The sequence below is a fragment of the Pantoea sp. X-Soil-YNGN-775 genome, from assembly GCF_059730575.1.
The window spans coordinates 678,800-696,874 of sequence record NZ_AP035945.1 but is presented as its reverse complement, the minus strand read 5'-3'; the positions used below and the strand labels follow the sequence as shown (position 1 = coordinate 696,874).

Below are 18,075 nucleotides of genomic sequence, written 5' to 3'. Positions count from 1 at the left end.
AGCGAAAATAAATCCGGTCATTCAGACTGAGGGATTAATTTTAAAATACTTAAATATCAAATAATTAATCAAACATCAGTAGAGTCCCTTTCGTTACCAATCGCCCGTTTTAACCCGCGCTGCGTGCGCAGTTGTTCAATACGCTGGCTGACCGATATCTGACAGAATATTTTCCTTATTTACCCGCTGAAATAGCCCTTCATTGAAGGTTGACATCCCACAGGGATTCCAGTACCAATATGGGCAGCACAAAATTTTATGAGGTTTGAATCCATGTTTCGTTCTTCCCGCCTACTCGGTCTACTACTAAACGCATTCAGTTTGCGCGGTAGACTTGTGGGCGGAATCAAACACTGATTCAAACCTGCTGAAAGTTAAAAACCCGCGCCTGTCGCGGGTTTTTTTATGCTCGTTGCAAGGCAAGAAATGCATAAGGATGAATACGATGAGCCAGCAAGTCATTATTTTCGATACCACTCTGCGCGACGGTGAGCAGGCATTACAGGCCAGCCTGAGTGTGAAAGAAAAATTGCAGATTGCGTTAGCGCTGGAGCGCATGGGCGTGGACGTAATGGAAGTCGGTTTTCCGGTTTCCTCACCCGGTGATTTTGAATCTGTACAGACCATTGCGCGCACCATCAAAAACAGCCGGGTTTGCGGTCTGGCACGCTGTGTAGAAAAAGATATCGACGCCGCCTACGAATCACTGCGGGTTGCCGACGCCTTCCGTATTCATACCTTTATCGCCACTTCACCGATGCACATCGCCACCAAACTGCGCAGCACGCTGCCCGAGGTCATTGAGCGTGCAGTGAAGATGGTGAAACGCGCCCGTAACTACACCGACGACGTTGAGTTTTCCTGTGAAGACGGTGGCCGTACCCCAATTGACGACCTGTGCCGGATGGTCGAAGCGGCCATTAATGCCGGTGCCCGCACCATCAACATCCCGGACACGGTCGGCTATACCCTGCCGGGTGAATATGCCCACATCATCAGCCAGTTGATTCAGCGCGTGCCGAACATCGATAAAGCGATTCTGTCAGTGCATACCCATGATGACCTGGGCATGGCGACCGGTAATGCGCTGGCTGCGGTGCAGGCGGGCGCCCGCCAGGTTGAAGGCACGCTGAATGGATTGGGTGAACGTGCCGGTAACTGTGCGCTGGAAGAGGTGATCATGGCGATCAAAACCCGCCAGCAGATCATGAACGTCCACACCAATATCAATCATCAGGAAATCTACCGCACCAGCCAGATGGTCAGCCAGATCTGCAATATGCCGATCCCGGCCAACAAAGCGGTGGTTGGCTCCAACGCCTTTGCCCACTCCTCTGGTATTCACCAGGATGGCGTGCTGAAGAACCGCGAGAACTATGAAATTCTGACCCCTGAATCGATTGGCCTGCACAAAATCCAGCTCAACCTGACCTCACGTTCTGGCCGTGCGGCGGTTAAACACCGTATGGAAGAGATGGGCTATGCCGAGCACGATTACAATCTGGATACCCTGTACGACGCCTTCCTGAAGCTGGCTGATAAAAAAGGTCAGGTATTTGATTACGACCTGGAAGCGCTGGCCTTCATCAATAAACAGAATGAAGAGCCGGAATATTTCCAGCTGAACGAATTTAACGTCCAGACCGGTTCGAGCATCACCGCCACGGCCTCGGTCAATCTGGGCTGCGGCGAGAGTATCAAATCAGATGCCGCCACCGGCAATGGTCCGGTTGACGCGGTTTATCAGGCGATCAATCGCATCACCCAGCTGGATGCAGAACTGGTTAACTACAAACTGACCGCCAAGGGCCACGGCGAAAATGCGCTGGGTCAGGTAGATATCGTGGTGAGCTACAACAACCGTAAGTTCCACGGTGTCGGTCTGGCGACTGATATCGTCGAATCGTCCGCCAAAGCGATGGTTAACGCCCTGAATAACATCTGGCGTGCCAGACAGGTTGAACAAGAATTGCAGCGCAAATTTAAAGATCAGAAGGAAACGGTATAACTATGTCCAGCTCTTCCCATATTGCAGTTTTACCGGGTGACGGTATCGGCCCGGAAGTGATGGCGCAGGCAATGAAGGTGTTAGACGCGATTCGTCAACGCTTCGACATGCGCATCACTACCAGCGAATACGCGGTGGGTGGCATCGCCATCGATCAATACGGTGAGCCGTTACCGCCCGCCACCGTCGCAGGCTGTGAGCAGGCCGATGCTATTCTGTTCGGTTCGGTTGGCGGGCCAAAGTGGGAACACTTACCGCCGGCGTCTCAGCCTGAGCGCGGCGCGCTGTTGCCATTGCGTAAACACTTCCGTCTGTTCAGCAACCTGCGTCCGGCGGCACTCTACAGCGGACTGGAAGCTTTTTGCCCGCTGCGTAGCGACATCGCCGCCCGGGGCTTCGACATTCTGTGCGTACGTGAACTGACTGGCGGCATCTACTTCGGCCAGCCGAAGGGCCGTGAAGGCAGCGGTCCGCACGAGCGGGCATTCGATACCGAGGTTTACCACCGTTTCGAAATCGAACGCATCGCCCGCATCGCGTTTGAGTCGGCGCGCAAACGTCGTCATAAAGTGACCTCAATCGATAAAGCCAACGTGTTGCAGACCTCGGTAATGTGGCGCGAGATCGTCAACGAGGTGGCTAAAGATTATCCGGATGTCCAGCTGAGCCACATGTATATCGACAATGCCACCATGCAGCTGATCAAAGATCCGTCGCAGTTTGACGTGCTGCTCTGCTCTAACCTGTTCGGTGACATTCTCTCTGATGAGTGCGCGATGATCACCGGCTCAATGGGCATGCTGCCTTCCGCCAGCCTGAATGAAGAGGGTTTTGGTCTGTTTGAACCGGCCGGTGGCTCTGCACCAGACATTGCGGGTCAGAACATCGCCAACCCGGTGGCGCAGATCCTGTCACTGGCGTTGCTGTTACGTTACAGCCTGAATGCCGATGACGCCGCCGATAGCATTGAGCGCGCCATCAGCCGGGCGCTGGAAGAGGGCTACCGCACCAAAGATTTAGCCGGCGACGGCCCTGCGGTCAGCACCGATGAGATGGGCAGCATCATTGCCCGCTTTATCGCCGAGGAAAAATAAAATAATGAAAACCTTATACCAGAAGTTATTTGATGCACATGTCGTCCACGAAGCGCCAGATGAAACGCCATTACTCTATATCGATCGTCATCTGATCCATGAAGTGACCTCGCCACAGGCGTTTGATGGGCTGCGCGCACACGGACGTAAAGTCCGTCAGCCTGAAAAAACCTTCGCCACCATGGATCACAACGTTTCAACCCAGACCAAAGACATCAATGCGTCGGGTGAGATGGCGCGTATTCAGATGCAGGAGCTGATGAAAAACTGCGCTGAATTTGGCGTGCAGCTGTATGACCTGAATCACCCGTTCCAGGGCATCGTTCATGTTATCGGCCCTGAGCAGGGTATGACCCTGCCGGGCATGACCATCGTCTGCGGCGACTCACACACCGCCACGCACGGCGCGTTTGGCTCGCTGGCCTTTGGTATCGGCACCTCAGAAGTCGAGCATGTGTTTGCCACCCAGACGCTGAAACAGGGTCGGGCGAAAACCATGAAGATTGAAGTGCTGGGCGAAGCCGCGACCGGCATCACCGCCAAAGATATCGTGCTGGCAATCATCGGCAAAACCGGCAGCGCGGGCGGCACCGGTCACGTGGTTGAGTTCTGCGGTCCGGCGATTGAAGCGCTGAGCATGGAAGGCCGCATGACCCTGTGTAATATGGCGATTGAGATGGGTGCCAAAGCGGGCCTGGTTGCGCCGGATGAGACTACATTTAACTACCTGAAAGGCCGTCAGTTCTCGCCGAAGGGTGAGAAATGGGAACAGGCTGTAGCCTACTGGCGTACCCTGAAGTCCGATGAAGGGGCGAAATATGACGCGGTCGTCACGCTGCATGCCGAACAGATTGCACCGCAGGTCACCTGGGGCACCAACCCAGGCCAGGTGATCGCCGTTGATCAGGTCATTCCCAATCCGGCCTCGTTTGCCGATCCGGTCGAGCGCGCCTCGGCGGAGAAAGCCCTGGCCTACATGAACCTGCAGCCAGGCATTAAACTGACCGATGTGGCGATTGATAAGGTGTTTATCGGCTCGTGCACCAACTCACGCATTGAGGATCTGCGCGCTGCCGCCGCCATCGCCAAAGGCCGCAAAGTCGCGCCTGGCGTGATTGCCATGGTGGTGCCAGGTTCCGGTCCGGTCAAAGCTCAGGCTGAAGCCGAAGGTCTGGATAAAATCTTCCTCGACGCTGGTTTTGAATGGCGTCTGCCAGGCTGTTCAATGTGTCTGGCGATGAATAATGACCGTCTGAATCCAGGCGAGCGTTGCGCCTCAACCAGCAACCGTAATTTTGAAGGTCGTCAGGGCCGCGGTGGCCGGACCCATCTGGTCAGCCCGGCGATGGCAGCCGCTGCCGCCGTTTCCGGCCATTTTGCCGATATCCGTCAACTGACGACAGGAGCTTAACCGATGGCGAATAAATTTACCCAGCACACCGGTATCGTTGCGCCGCTGGATGCGGCTAACGTCGATACTGATGCCATTATCCCTAAGCAGTTTTTGCAGAAAGTAACCCGCACCGGTTTCGGCCAGCACCTGTTTCACGACTGGCGCTTTGAAGATGATGCCGGCACCGTGCCGACGCCCGGTTTTGTGCTCAACAAGCCGGAGTTCAAAGGCACCAGCATTCTGCTGGCGCGTGAAAACTTTGGCTGCGGCTCATCACGTGAGCATGCGCCCTGGGCGCTGACCGATTTCGGTTTTCACGTGGTGATTGCGCCGAGCTTCGCGGATATTTTTTACGGTAACAGCTTCAATAACCAGCTGTTGCCGGTGAAGTTAAGCGAACAGGAAGTGGATGAGATGTTTAAACTGGTGGCGGCGCAACCGGGCATTCGCTTTACGGTCGATCTGGAAGCGCAGACGGTGACTGCAGGGGATAAAGTCTATCCGTTCGAACTCGACAGCTTCCGCCGTCACTGCATGATTAACGGCCTTGACAGTATCGGCCTGACGCTGCAACACGAAGCGTCGATCTCGCAATATGAGCAGAACCAGCCCGCCTTCCTGCGCTGATAGAGTCAAAGCAGGGCGGCATCCCGTCGCCCTGCTGCTTTAAACGTCGCGTACCCGCGCTGACATAATAAAAGCCGCTATCGCCAGCACAAATGCCAGCCAGTAGACCGCTTCATGTCCCAGCCGCTCACTTAAGGTTCCCTGAATAACCCCGGCCAGAATCATGCCGGTCGAGATCGAATTGGTGAACATCGTTGTCGCAGCGCCGGGTCGCCCCGGCATTAAATCCTGAAACCACAACATCCCGATACCGGCGATAATCCCGACAAACACCGCATTAAACAGCTGTAAAACCATCAGTGAGGTGCGCGAGTTGAACAGCACCAGCCCAAGGTAAAACAGCACCCCTGCCGCCACCGCCAGCAGCATCAGCCGCCGCTTGCCGATACGCCGTGCGTAATGCCCGGCCAGCAGCATCACCGGAATCTCCAGCCCGGCCGCGGTCCCCATCAGCAAACCGGCCAGCTTTTCCGGCAATCCCAGCGTGGTACTGATATAGAGCGGCATGTCGATGATATACATGGTGTTGCAGGTCCACATGGTCACCGAGGCCAGAAACAGCAGCCGCACATCCCGGTCACGCCAGCCGCTTAACGGCAGGCCGCCGCTTTGCAGCAGTGGCTCAGCGCGCGGCACCGACGGCAGGGTAAACCACACCAGCACGATGCAGATAAGGAACAGCGCCGCCGCCACCATAAACAGCGTCACGAAACCGTAATTCAGCGCCAGAGCGAACGACAGTGGCGGTCCGATCACCCACGCCAGCGACAGCTGTGCCCGCATCACCGAACTGAACATCACCGCTTCCCGCGCTGACTGGTCGGCATATTCACGTGCCAGCGCGAACAGCTGCGGCATCGACACGCTGGCTAACGCCGAGAGCAGCACCCCAAGGGTAATCAGCGTCAGATAGTGGCGGGTAAAGGCAAACAGCAGCGCATTAACCAGCGCCATCAGGCAGCAGAACAGAATGATGTTGCGGCGATCGCCGACGCTGTCCGATCGCTTTGCCACCAGCATACTCACCACGATACCGGCCACCGCATTGATAGTGAAAAACAGCCCGACCCAGAATGGGCGGGCCTGCACCTCACGGGTTAAAAACAGGCTGAGGGTCGGTGCCTGCAATGCGCCCGCCACGCCCAGCATGAACGAGGCGACCATAAAAGCGAGGTAGACCGGATTGATGCGGCGCTGCCGCGTTAACAGCGATTTCATACCGAAATCCCTTACAGGATGAACAGGGGAAGAGAAGAAGGGTAGACGATACCGTGCAGCATGAAAAAAGCCAGCAGAGATCATCTGCTGGCGGTGTAATTGCACCCTACTCAGAAAAGCATCCCGCTGAACAGCGGCATGAGGGTCGAACGCCATTCATAGCTGAATGCCTCCCGCTCTTCCCATAGAGCAAAGTTTGCCCTTAAAATGCGGCAAGAAAAACAGAGCGCTTTTCACCGGGAGTTCCTCTTTTATGTCCTCATCTCGCCTGAAGCAGCAGTTCATACGCCTGTGGCAAAGCTGCCAGGGGCAGACGCAGGAGATCACCCTGAGCGAACTGGCTGACCTGCTGCACTGTTCACGCCGGCATATGCGCAACCTACTCAACCGGATGCAGGCGGCCGGCTGGTTAATCTGGCAGGCCGAAGCCGGACGCGGTAAGCGCTCACAACTAACCTTCTGCTACACCGGACTGGCGCTACAGCAGCAGCGCGCTGAGGATCTGCTGGATCAGGATCGCATCGATCAGCTGGTGCAGCTGGTCGGCGATAAGAATCAGGTCAGGCAGATGATTGGCGCTCACCTTGGCCGCAGTTTCCGTCAGGGAAAACACATTCTGCGGGTGCTTTACTACCGCCCGCTGCTGAATTTGCTGCCGGGCTCCGCCCTGCGCCGCTCCGAAACCCATATTGCCCGCCAGATTTTTAATGGCCTGACGCGCATAAATGAGGAAAATGGGGAAATAGAGGCCGATATTGCCCATCACTGGCAGCAGACTTCCCCGCTCCACTGGCGCTTTTTTCTGCGACCGGCGATTCGCTTTCATCATGGTCGCGAACTGGAGATGGCCGATGTTATCGCCACGCTGGAACGTCAGCGTCAGCAGCCGCTGTTTTCCCATATTCAACAGCTCGACTCGCCCGCTCCGTGGACGCTGGATATCACCTTAAGCCAGCCCGACGACTGGTTACCCTGGTTACTGGCCAGCGTCAGTGCGATGATCCTGCCGCGCGAGTGGCCCACGCAGCGCGACTTTGCCCGCCAGCCGATCGGCACCGGCCCTTACAGCGTGATCCGCAATCAGGAAAGTCAGCTGAAGATAGAAGCCTTTGATGATTATTTTGGCTTTCGCGCGCTGATTGATGACGTCTCTATCTGGGTACTGCCGGATATCAGCGATGAGCTGGTCTACGCAGGTGTGCGCCTGCAGGGCGACGGCGCGGATGAGATCCAGGAAGAGAGCCGGCTGGAAGAAGGCTGCTACTATTTGCTGTTTGATCAGCGTTCGGAAAAAGGCCGTGACGAGACGATACGGCGCTGGGTCAGCTATCTGTTCAATCCCATCGCCCTGCTCAACCACGCCGGCGTCGGCTATCAGCGTTACTGGTTTCCGGCCTATGGCCTGCTGCCGCGCTGGCATCACCGCCGCGATCTTACCCCGGTCGAAAAGCCGCCCGGCCTGACTCACCTGACGCTCACCTGGTACAGTCAGCACGTTGAGCACGAAGGCATTGCCAATGCGTTGCGTCCGCTGCTGGCGCAGCACGGCGTTACGCTGGAGACGCGTGAAGTCAGTTACGAATGCTGGCATCAGGGCGAGGCCGACAGCGATATCTGGCTCGGCAGCGTGAACTTCACGCTGCCACTGGCCTTTTCACTGTTTGCCCAGCTGTATGAGATCCCGCTGCTGCATCACTGTTTGCCGATCGACTGGCACGCTGATGCCGCCCGCTGGCGTGAAAAAGCGCTGCCGCTGGCCGAATGGAGCAAGCGGTTAGTGGAAGAGGCCGGTCTGCATCCGCTGTTCCACCACTGGCTGCTGCTTGAAGGTCAGCGCAGCATGCGCGGCGTGCGGATGAATACCCTCGGCTGGTTCGATTTTAAATCTGCCTGGTTTGCGCCGCCCGCGCTGTAACGCTTTCGCGCTGACGCTGAAATGACTAGAATGTGACGTTCTCAACGGGGTGCCGCCTGCTGACCGCAAACGGCTGAGAGAGACCCGTCGAACCTGATTCGGTTAATACCGACGTAGGGATTTGAGAGGCCTGCTGCTCAGATCCTTTGCGACTCATCCCCTATTCTCCTGAAGGAGCGCAAAGTGTTTAACAAAGTTCTGCCACTGCTGCTGTTACTTTCCACCCCGGTACTGGCTGCCAAACCGGTTCTGACGGTTTACACCTACGACTCCTTCTCCGCTGACTGGGGCCCCGGTCCGGCGGTCAAAAAAGCCTTTGAAGCGCAGTGCGATTGCGAACTGAAATTTGTCACGCTGGAAGATGGCGTGTCGCTGCTGAATCGCGTGCGAATGGAAGGCAAAAACAGCAAAGCGGATGTGGTGCTGGGACTGGATAACAACCTGCTGCAGGCGGCGCAAAAAACCGGTCTGTTTGCCGCCAGCAAGGTCGATACCGCGCAGCTGACGCTGCCGGGTGGCTGGCACGACAGCACCTTTGTTCCGTTTGATTATGGCTATTTCGCCTTCGTCTATGACAAAACCCGCCTGAAAAATCCGCCGAAAAGCCTGAAAGAGCTGGTAGAGAGCCCGGAAAAATGGCGGGTCATCTATGAAGATCCGCGTACCAGTACCCCGGGATTAGGTCTGCTGCTGTGGATGCAGAAAGTCTATGGCGATCAGGCCCCGCAGGCATGGCAAAAGCTGGCGCAGAAAACCGTGACGGTCACCAAGGGCTGGAGTGAAGCCTACGGTCTGTTCCTGAAAGGCGAAGGCGATCTGGTGCTGAGCTATACCACCTCGCCGGCCTATCACATCATCGAAGAGAAAAAAGAGAACTACGCCGCCGCACCGTTTGCCGAAGGCCACTATCTGCAGGTCGAGGTTGCTGCGCAGTTAGCCAGCAGTAAACAGCCGAAACTGGCGCAGCAGTTCATGCAGTTTATGGTCTCGCCGGCGTTCCAGAACACCATCCCGACCGGCAACTGGATGTATCCGGCGATCAAAACCACCCTGCCTGCTGGCTTCGCCACGCTGCAGGTGCCCGCCACCGCGCTGCACTATTCGCCGGAAGAGGTAGCCAGCCAGCGCTCTGGCTGGATTAGCCAGTGGCAACGCGCCGTCAGCCGCTAATGCCGCGCTGGCTGATCCCCGGGTCGCTCGCCACGCTGCTGTTAATCAGCGTGGCGCTGTTCGCCTTTATCTCGCTGTGGAATGCCGCGCCGGTCACCGACTGGCGTAGCGTGCTGCTGGATGAGTACCTGCAGCACGTTGTGGCGTTCTCCTTTGGTCAGGCGCTGCTCTCCGCCCTGCTGTCGTTGCTGCCTGCAGTGCCGCTGGCGCGCGCCCTCTATCGCCGCCGCTTTCCCGGTCGTCAGCTGTTGCTGCGTCTGTGTGCCATGACGCTGGTGCTGCCGGTGCTGGTGGCGGTGTTTGGCCTACTGACGGTCTATGGCCGCGTCGGCTGGCTGGCGCAGATGTGTCAGCTGCTGGGCATTGACTATCACTTCTCACCCTATGGGTTACAGGGCATTTTGCTGGCGCATGTTTTTTTTAACCTGCCGCTGGCGACGCGTCTGATGCTGCAGGCGCTGGAGAGTATTCCGGCCGAGCAGCGTCAACTGGCCGCACAGCTTGATCTGCGCGGCTGGCACCACTTTTGCCTGCTGGAGTGGCCATGGCTGCGTCGTCAGCTGCTGCCGACCGGCGCGCTCATCTTTATGCTCTGCTTCGCCAGCTTCGCCACCGTGCTGTCGCTGGGCGGTGGCCCCCAGGCCACCACCATTGAACTGGCGATCTTTCAGGCGCTCAGTTACGACTACGATCCCGGTCGAGCCGCCTTGCTGGCGCTGATTCAGCTCAGCTGCTGTCTGACGCTGGTGCTGCTCAGCCAGCGGTTCAGTAAAGCGCTCCCTGCCGGTACCAGCCAGCTGCACGGCTGGCGCGATCCACAGGATTCTCGTCTGGCTCAACTAACGGATGGGTTGCTGATTATGCTGGCGTTACTGCTGCTGCTGCCGCCGCTGGCGGCGGTAGTGGTGGATGGCTTGCACGGCGGGCTGCGCGGCGCGCTGGCCCAGCCAGCGCTGTGGCAGGCGACCCTGACCTCATTGCGCATCGCGGTCGGTGCCGGCCTGCTGTGCGTAATACTGACGCTGATGCTGCTGTGGAGCAGTCGCGAATTGCGTCTGCGTCAGCGCCCGCTCGCCGCACAGCTGATCGACACCAGCGGCATGCTGATTCTGGCAATGCCCGGCATTGTGCTGGCGACCGGCTTCTTTCTGCTGTTTAACGCCACCGTTGGCCTGCCGGCGTCGGCGGACGGGCTGGTGATCTTTACCAATGCGCTGATCGCCATTCCCTATGCGCTGAAAGTACTGGAAAACCCGATGCGTGATCTCGCCGAGCGCTACGGCAGGCTATGCGATTCACTGGATATCCACGGCTGGAACCGACTGCGGTTGATTGAACTGCGGGCGCTGAAACGTCCGCTGGCACAGGCGCTGGCGTTTGCCTGCGTGCTGTCGATCGGTGATTTTGGCGTGGTGGCGCTGTTTGGCAACGCCGACTTCCGCACCCTGCCGTTCTACCTTTATCAACAGATTGGTGCCTATCGTGGTGCCGACGGCGCAGTCACCGCTCTGCTGCTGCTGCTGCTCTGTTTGCTGCTGTTCACCCTGATGGAAAAATTACCGGGCCGCCATGCTGACACTGAATAATCTCACTTACCTTTATCAGCATCTGCCGATGCGCTTCAGCCTGCATGCCGAACGTGGCGAGCGGCTGGCGATCCTCGGGCCAAGCGGTGCCGGAAAAAGTACCTTACTCAGCCTGATCGCCGGTTTTCTGCCGATCCGCCAGGGCACGCTGATGATTGATGGCCAGGATCATAGCCACAGCGTGCCCGCCAGGCGGCCGGTATCGATGCTGTTTCAGGAGAACAACCTGTTTCCGCACCTCAGCGTGCAGCAGAACATGGCGCTGGGCCTGCACCCGGGACTGAAGCTCAACACAGAGCAGCGCCAGCAGCTGGCTGCGCTGGCCGATCAGGTGGGATTGGGCGGTCTGCTGGCGCGACTGCCGGGCGAGCTATCGGGGGGCCAGCGTCAGCGGGTGGCGCTGGCGCGTTGTCTGCTGCGCGATCGCCCGGTGCTGCTGCTGGATGAGCCCTTTTCGGCGCTGGATCCGGCGCTGCGCAGCGAAATGCTGCAGCTGGTGCGCTCGGTGTGCGAAGCCCGCAACATCACGCTGCTGATGGTGTCGCACAGTCTGGAAGATGCGCAACAGATCGCATCGCGCAGCGTGGTGATTGTTGATGGACGGGTTTACTGGGACGGCGCGACCCAACAGTTGCTGTCGGGCGAGACGCGGGAGGCTGATGTACTGGGCATCCCGCGCCGCTAACCGATGATTATTCGAAAAAGACCTGCCACAGCAGATGACGGAAAATCGGCATCATCGGATGGAACTGAATGCCGACAAAGGCGGCAGTGGCGATCACCAGCCCCAGCGGTCCCAGCCAGCGCAGTCGTTCCGGCGGCAGCCAGGCGGTCGCCCAATCCTGACTCTTGCCGCTACGCCACCAGCGCCAGCCTAACCAGCCGCCCAGCCACACCACTATCGCTGCCGTCAGCAGCAGCCACTTGAAGTTACCGCCCTGCGCCGCCTCAGGCACATCGACTGCCACGCCAGCCAGAATGCCGGGCAGCAGATAGAGCGGTGGCCACAGCAGGCAGCCAATCAGATTCGGCGGCAGGAATTTACGTACCGGCAATTCCAGCATACCGGCCGCCAGTGGGATCAGCGGGCGCGTCGGGCCGACAAAGCGTCCGACAAGAATGGTAAACATGCTGTGCTGATGCAGCGCGTGTTCGGTTTTATCCAGCAGCCCTTTGTACTTTTGCAGATACTTCCAGCGATGCAGCGGTCCCTGAAATTTCCAGCCGATGCCGTAAGAGACCCAGTCGCCAATCAGGCAACCGGCAAAACCAGCCGCCCAGGCCGGATAGAGGCCAATTTGTCCGCTGCCAACCAGCGCGCCCAGACTCGCCATCAGCACGGTTCCCGGCAGCAACAGCCCGACCAGCGCCAGAGATTCCAGAAAGGTCACCAGCGCAACCGCAAACAGCGCCCACTCCAGCGACTGCGTAAACAGGTGTTGAACCCAGGCTTCCATAAACTTCCTTAGAAAAAGCAGAAGGCTGGATTGTCCTGAGCCAGCCGCACAGCGTCAAGGCAAGAATTGTAGGACAATATTGACAAAACCCCGGCGCGGGAACTGTATAAATATCCATGTTATACTGAGCGGGTTTTATCACCGTTCAAAAATCCTGAGTCTGGAGACGATGTGAATAGGCCCCGCGCAGGTTTTCTGCTTACCCGCCACTGGCGCGACACGCCGCAAGGCAGTGAAATTGTGCTCTGGCTCGCCACCGATCAGGGCGCCCAGCGCGTGGTGCTGCCGGCTCAGGAGTCGGTCGCGTTTATTCCGCGTGAGTTTCAGTCTCAGGTCAGTGAGCTGCTGAAAGATGAGCGTCAGCTGCGTATCCAGCCGCTTGAACTGAAAGATTTCCGCCAGCGCCCGGTGGCCGGCATCTACTGCCGGCAGAATCGCCAGCTGCAACGCATCGAAAAGCTGCTGCGTGAACAGGGCATTCCGATCTATGAAGCGGATATCCGCCCGCCCGAGCGCTACCTGATGGAGCGCTTTATTACCGCGCCGGTCTGGTTTGACGGCGAGCCGCAGGGCGACAGCGTGGTAAATGCCCGGCTGAAACCGCATCCCGATTATCGGCCGCCACTGAAATGGGTTTCGCTGGACATTGAAACCACCCAGCACGGCGAGCTTTACTGCATCGGGCTGGAGGGTTGCGGCCAGCGCCAGGTCTATATGCTGGGCCCGCCCAACGGCGATGCCAGCGCGCTCGATTTTGAGCTGATCTATCTGGAGACGCGGCCGCAGCTGCTTGAGGCGCTGAACCAGTGGTTCGCGCAGCACGACCCCGATGTGATCATTGGCTGGAACGTGGTGCAGTTTGACCTGCGGGTATTGCAGAAACATGCCGATCGCTACGCTATTCCGCTGCGTCTGGGCCGTCAGCAGACGACGCTGGAGTGGCGTGAGCACGGCTTCAAGCCCGGCGTTTTTTTCGCCCAGCTCAGTGGCCGGTTGATCATTGACGGCATCGATGCGCTGAAATCCGCCTTCTGGGATTTCCCGTCATTCAGTCTGGAATCGGTGTCGCAGCAACTGTTGGGAGAAGGCAAGGCGATCGATAACCCGTGGCAGCGCATGGAGGAGATCAACTGGCGCTTCGCCAATGATAAACCGGCTCTGGCGCGCTATAACCTGAAAGACTGCGAGCTGGTCACCCGGATTTTCCACAAAACGGCGATTATGCCGTTTCTGCTGGAGCGTGCGGCGGTGAATGGCCTGGCGGTCGATCGTCACGGCGGCTCCGTCGCGGCATTCAGCCATCTCTATATTCCGCGGATGCACCGCAGCGGATTTGTCGCGCCGAACCTCGGCGATGTGGCCCCGGAAGCCAGTCCCGGCGGTTACGTGATGGATTCGCGTCCGGGACTCTACGACTCGGTGCTGGTGCTGGATTACAAAAGCCTCTATCCGTCGATTATCCGTACTTTTCTGATCGATCCGGTTGGCCTGGTGGAAGGGCTGGCGCATCCTGACGATGCTGATTCGGTGGCCGGCTTTCGCGAAGCGCGCTTTTCCCGTCATACCCACTGCCTGCCCGCCATCGTTGAGCAGATCTGGCTGGGCCGCGAAGCCGCCAAACAGCAGGGCAACCAGCCGCTGTCGCAGGCGTTAAAGATTATCATGAACGCCTTTTATGGCGTGCTCGGCACCAGCGCCTGCCGCTTTTTCGATCCACGACTCGCCTCTTCGATTACCCTGCGTGGCCATGCCATTATGCAGCAGACCCGCACGCTGATTGAGGAAGAAGGCTATGATGTGATTTACGGCGATACTGACTCGACCTTCGTCTGGCTGAAATCCGCCCACAGCGAGCAGGACGCCGCGGCGATTGGTCAGCAGCTAACGCAAAAAGTAAATGCCTGGTGGCGTGACCATCTGCAGCAGACTCAGGGGCTGACCAGCGCGCTGGAGCTGGAGTATGAAAACCACTTCTGCCGTTTTCTGATGCCCACCATCCGTGGCGCCGAACAGGGCAGTAAAAAACGCTATGCCGGACTGATCCGCGAAGCGGCGGGCGAACGCATGGTGTTTAAGGGACTGGAGTCGGTGCGCACCGACTGGACGCCGCTGGCGCAGCAGTTTCAGCAGCAGCTCTACAGCCGTATTTTTCGCCGTGAGCCGTGGCAGGACTATATTCGCACCACCGTGGCGCAGCTGCTGGCCGGTGAGCTCGACGATCGGCTGATTTACAAGAAACGTCTGCGCCGACCGCTGAAAGAGTATGAACGAAATGTGCCGCCGCACGTGCGCGCCGCCCGGCTGGCGGATGAGCAGAATCGCAAATTAAACCGGCCGTTGCAGTACCAGAACGGTGGCCGGATTCGCTACGTGATGGCGACGGCAGGCCCGGAGCCGCTGGAGGCTCGCACCACGCCACTGGATTACGATCATTACGTCAGTAAGCAGCTACAACCGGTTGCCGACGGCATTTTACCCTTCGTCGGAGGGGATTTTGCTACACTGATTACCGGGCAGTTGGGTCTTTTTTGACAGGTGACGAATGCCCTGCCATCCAGTACCATAGCGCCCTTCCTGAAACTCACCGCGCTAAGAGAGACTCTCCAGACCTTTTCGTTTGGATGAAATGCTATTGCCTGAGTATCCGGGAACCCCTTCAAAAACGTTAAAAATTCGAGCTAAAAATATATGGTTTTTACATTAGGTCAGCGCTGGATTAGTGATACGGAAAGTGAACTGGGACTGGGCACGGTGGTGGCGGTCGATACCCGCATGATCACCCTGCTGTTCCCGGCCACCGGGGAAAACCGCCTCTACGCCCGCAACGATTCGCCGGTTACCCGCGTCATCTTCAATCCGGGTGACACCATCACCAGTCATGAAGGCTGGCAGATGCGCGTCGATGAAGTACGCAACGAAAATGACCTGATGACCTATATCGGCACGCGTCTTGATACCGATGAAAGCGACGTGATGCTGCGCGAAGTGATGCTCGACAGCAAGCTGGTGTTCAGCAAGCCGCAGGATCGCCTGTTTGCCGGCCAGCTCGACCGGATGGATCGTTTCGCCCTGCGTTTCCGCGCCCGCAAATACCAGAGTGAGCAATATCGTCTGCCGATCAGCGGCTTGCGCGGTATGCGCACCAACCTGATCCCGCATCAGCTGCATATCGCCCATGATGTGGGCCGTCGCCACGCGCCACGCGTGCTGCTGGCGGATGAAGTCGGTCTCGGGAAAACCATTGAAGCCGGGATGATCATTCAGCAACAGCTGCTGGCTGGACGTGCCGACCGCGTGTTAATCGTGGTGCCGGAGACCCTGCAGCATCAGTGGCTGGTCGAGATGCTGCGCCGTTTCAACCTGCGTTTCGCGCTGTTTGATGACGATCGCTATACCGAAGCCCAGCACGACAGCGATAACCCGTTTGAAACCGAACAGTTAATTATCTGTTCACTCGACTTTGTGCGCCGTAACAAGCAGCGTCTTGAGCTGCTGGCCGATGCCGAGTGGGATCTGCTGGTGGTGGATGAAGCGCATCATCTGGCGTGGTCAGAAGGCCAGCCGAGCCGTGAATATCAGGTGATTGAACAGCTGGCGGAAAAAACCGCCGGGGTACTGCTGCTGACCGCGACCCCGGAACAGCTGGGCATGGAGAGTCACTTCGCCCGCCTGCGCCTGCTCGATCCTAACCGCTTCCACGACTTTGCCGCTTTTGTTGAAGAACAGCAGCATTTCCGCCCCATCGCCGATGCGGTGAGCTCGCTGCTGGCTGACCAGCCCATCTCACAGGATGAGATGAACCGGATTAACGATCTGGTCGGCGAACAGGACATTGAGCCGCTGCTGCAGGTTGCCAACAGCGATCGCGACGGCAAGCTGGACGCGCGCCAGGAGCTGATCTCAATGCTGATGGATCGCCACGGCACCAGCCGCGTGCTGTTCCGTAACACCCGTAACGGCGTCAAAGGCTTCCCGAAACGCGAACTGCACCAGATTCGTCTGCCGCTGCCGGCGCAGTATCAGACTGCGATTAAAGTCTCCGGCATTATGGGCGCCCGCAAAAGCGCAGAAGAACGTGCGCGTGACCTGCTCTACCCGGAACAGATTTATCAGGAATTTGAAGGCGACAGCGGCACCTGGTGGAACTTCGATCCGCGGGTCGAGTGGCTGATGGGTTACCTCACCAGCAACCGCAAAGAGAAAGTGCTGGTGATCTGCGCCAAAGCCGCCACCGCACTCCAGCTGGAGCAGGTGCTGCGTGAGCGCGAAGGTATCCGGGCGGCGGTATTCCATGAAGGTCTATCGATCATTGAACGTGACCGTGCCGCCGCGTGGTTCGCCTCAGAAGAGAACGGCGCTCAGGTGCTGCTGTGCTCGGAAATTGGTTCAGAAGGCCGTAACTTCCAGTTTGCCAGCCGTCTGGTGATGTTTGATCTGCCGTTCAATCCGGATCTGCTGGAGCAGCGTATCGGTCGTCTCGATCGTATCGGCCAGGCGCACGATATTCAGATTCTGGTGCCGTGGCTGGAGAAAACTGCGCAGGCGGTATTACTGCGCTGGTATCACGAAGGGCTGGACGCGTTTGAACACACCTGTCCGACCGGCCGCACCATTTATGACAGCGTGCATCCGCAGCTGATCGACTATCTGGCCGCGCCAGAAAACAGTGACGGCTTCGACGCCTTTATCACCGACTGCCGTAAGCAACATGATGCCCTGAAACTGCAGCTGGAACAGGGGCGCGATCGCCTGCTGGAGCTGAACTCCAACGGTGGTGACGCTGCCCAGGCGCTGGCTAACGCCATCGGCGAGCAGGACAACGATACCGGTCTGGTGAACTTCGCGCTCAACCTGTTTGATATCGTCGGTATCAATCAGGAAGATCGCAGCGATAACCTGATCGTGCTGACACCGTCCGATCACATGCTGGTGCCCGATTTCCCTGGCCTGCCGGAAGATGGCTGTACCATCACCTTTAACCGCGATCAGGCGCTGTCACGCGAAGATACCCAGTTCATTACCTGGGAACATCCGCTGATTCGTAACGGCCTCGACCTGATCCTGTCGGGCGACACCGGCAGCAGCGCTATCTCGCTGCTGAAGAACAAGGCGTTGCCGGTCGGCACGCTGCTGGTTGAACTGATCTACGTGGTCGAAGCGCAGGCGCCGAAGCATCTGCAGCTGACCCGCTTCCTGCCGCCGACGCCAATCCGTCTGCTGCTGGATCGTAACGGCACTAACCTGGCGGGCAAGGTGGAGTTCGAAAGCTTTAACCGTCAGCTGAATGCCGTCAATCGCCACACCGGCAGCAAGCTGGTTAACGCGGTACAGCAGGATGTGCATGCCATTCTGACCCAGGGTGAAGAGAAAGTGGTCAGCGAAGCACGCGCGGTGATTGATGCCGCCCGCGTCGAAGCGAACGAGAAGCTGGGAGCGGAACTGGCCCGTCTTGACGCGCTGAAAGCGGTCAATCCGAACATCCGTGAGGATGAAATTGAGGCGCTGGAAAGTAACCGTCAGCAGGTGCTGGAAAGTCTCGATCAGGCTAACTGGCGTCTCGACGCGCTGCGCCTGATTGTGGTGACTCACCAGTAAGCTCAGGGGCCG

The 18,075-nt window shown here is 58.1% G+C and carries 13 protein-coding genes and 1 riboswitch; of the genes, 11 read left to right on the top strand and 2 right to left on the bottom strand.

Going from position 1 to position 18,075, the window contains the following annotated elements:
• Nucleotides 1–258 precede the first annotated feature (258 nt).
• The 5 genes from leuL to leuD all read left to right on the top strand — a co-directional run bounded on the left by leuL (nucleotide 259) and on the right by leuD (nucleotide 5,122).
• Nucleotides 259–357, top strand: a complete 99-nt coding sequence (gene leuL / locus AC6I8I_RS03095) for a leu operon leader peptide (RefSeq protein WP_193387671.1) — start codon at nucleotides 259–261, stop codon at nucleotides 355–357.
• Between the two features lie 88 nt (nucleotides 358–445).
• A complete protein-coding gene (leuA, locus tag AC6I8I_RS03090) occupies nucleotides 446–2,008 on the top strand; it encodes a 2-isopropylmalate synthase (protein WP_312055372.1) in 1,563 nt (520 codons plus the stop codon).
• A 2-nt stretch (nucleotides 2,009–2,010) separates the two neighbouring features.
• The gene (gene leuB, locus AC6I8I_RS03085) at nucleotides 2,011–3,102 is read left to right on the top strand and encodes a 3-isopropylmalate dehydrogenase (protein ID WP_312055371.1); all 1,092 of its coding nucleotides are present in this window, start codon (nucleotides 2,011–2,013) and stop codon (nucleotides 3,100–3,102) included.
• Between the two features lie 4 nt (nucleotides 3,103–3,106).
• Nucleotides 3,107–4,513, top strand: coding sequence for a 3-isopropylmalate dehydratase large subunit (gene leuC / locus AC6I8I_RS03080; protein WP_312055370.1), 1,407 nt, complete (start codon nucleotides 3,107–3,109; stop codon nucleotides 4,511–4,513).
• A 3-nt stretch (nucleotides 4,514–4,516) separates the two neighbouring features.
• On the top strand, nucleotides 4,517–5,122 hold the full coding sequence (gene leuD / locus AC6I8I_RS03075; protein ID WP_069728437.1) for a 3-isopropylmalate dehydratase small subunit: 606 nt from the start codon (nucleotides 4,517–4,519) through the stop codon (nucleotides 5,120–5,122).
• 39 nt (nucleotides 5,123–5,161) lie between these two features.
• Here the strand turns inward: leuD and AC6I8I_RS03070 are convergent, their stop codons facing one another.
• On the bottom strand, nucleotides 5,162–6,340 hold the full coding sequence (locus AC6I8I_RS03070; RefSeq protein WP_312055369.1) for an MFS transporter: 1,179 nt from the start codon (nucleotides 6,338–6,340) through the stop codon (nucleotides 5,162–5,164).
• A 253-nt stretch (nucleotides 6,341–6,593) separates the two neighbouring features.
• On the opposite strand from AC6I8I_RS03070, the gene sgrR reads away from it, so the two are divergent.
• The 4 genes from sgrR (at nucleotide 6,594) to thiQ (ending at nucleotide 11,696) form a co-directional block, all read left to right on the top strand.
• Nucleotides 6,594–8,255 (top strand): HTH-type transcriptional regulator SgrR, encoded by a 1,662-nt coding sequence (sgrR, locus tag AC6I8I_RS03065; protein WP_312055368.1) that lies wholly within the window; start codon nucleotides 6,594–6,596, stop codon nucleotides 8,253–8,255.
• A 35-nt stretch (nucleotides 8,256–8,290) separates the two neighbouring features.
• A riboswitch (TPP riboswitch) is annotated at nucleotides 8,291–8,393 on the top strand.
• A 45-nt stretch (nucleotides 8,394–8,438) separates the two neighbouring features.
• Complete coding sequence (gene thiB, locus AC6I8I_RS03060) at nucleotides 8,439–9,425, top strand: thiamine ABC transporter substrate binding subunit (RefSeq protein ID WP_312055367.1); 987 nt, start codon at nucleotides 8,439–8,441, stop codon at nucleotides 9,423–9,425.
• The gene (gene thiP / locus AC6I8I_RS03055; protein WP_497819638.1) at nucleotides 9,401–11,011 is read left to right on the top strand and encodes a thiamine/thiamine pyrophosphate ABC transporter permease ThiP; all 1,611 of its coding nucleotides are present in this window, start codon (nucleotides 9,401–9,403) and stop codon (nucleotides 11,009–11,011) included. Before thiB ends, thiP begins: the two co-directional genes overlap by 25 nt.
• Complete coding sequence (thiQ, locus tag AC6I8I_RS03050; RefSeq protein WP_497828324.1) at nucleotides 10,995–11,696, top strand: thiamine ABC transporter ATP-binding protein ThiQ; 702 nt, start codon at nucleotides 10,995–10,997, stop codon at nucleotides 11,694–11,696. Before thiP ends, thiQ begins: the two co-directional genes overlap by 17 nt.
• A gap of 7 nt (nucleotides 11,697–11,703) precedes the next feature.
• Here thiQ and AC6I8I_RS03045 read toward each other — a convergent pair whose 3' ends face one another.
• A complete protein-coding gene (locus tag AC6I8I_RS03045; RefSeq protein WP_497828323.1) occupies nucleotides 11,704–12,468 on the bottom strand; it encodes a DedA family protein in 765 nt (254 codons plus the stop codon).
• A 171-nt stretch (nucleotides 12,469–12,639) separates the two neighbouring features.
• On the opposite strand from AC6I8I_RS03045, the gene polB reads away from it, so the two are divergent.
• Nucleotides 12,640–15,000 carry a DNA polymerase II gene (polB, locus tag AC6I8I_RS03040; RefSeq protein WP_312759388.1) on the top strand — a complete coding sequence of 787 codons (2,361 nt, stop codon included), beginning with the start codon at nucleotides 12,640–12,642 and terminating at the stop codon, nucleotides 14,998–15,000.
• 156 nt (nucleotides 15,001–15,156) lie between these two features.
• Entirely contained in the window at nucleotides 15,157–18,063 is a 2,907-nt protein-coding gene (gene rapA / locus AC6I8I_RS03035; protein WP_497828322.1) for an RNA polymerase-associated protein RapA, read from the top strand.
• Nucleotides 18,064–18,075 lie beyond the last annotated feature (12 nt).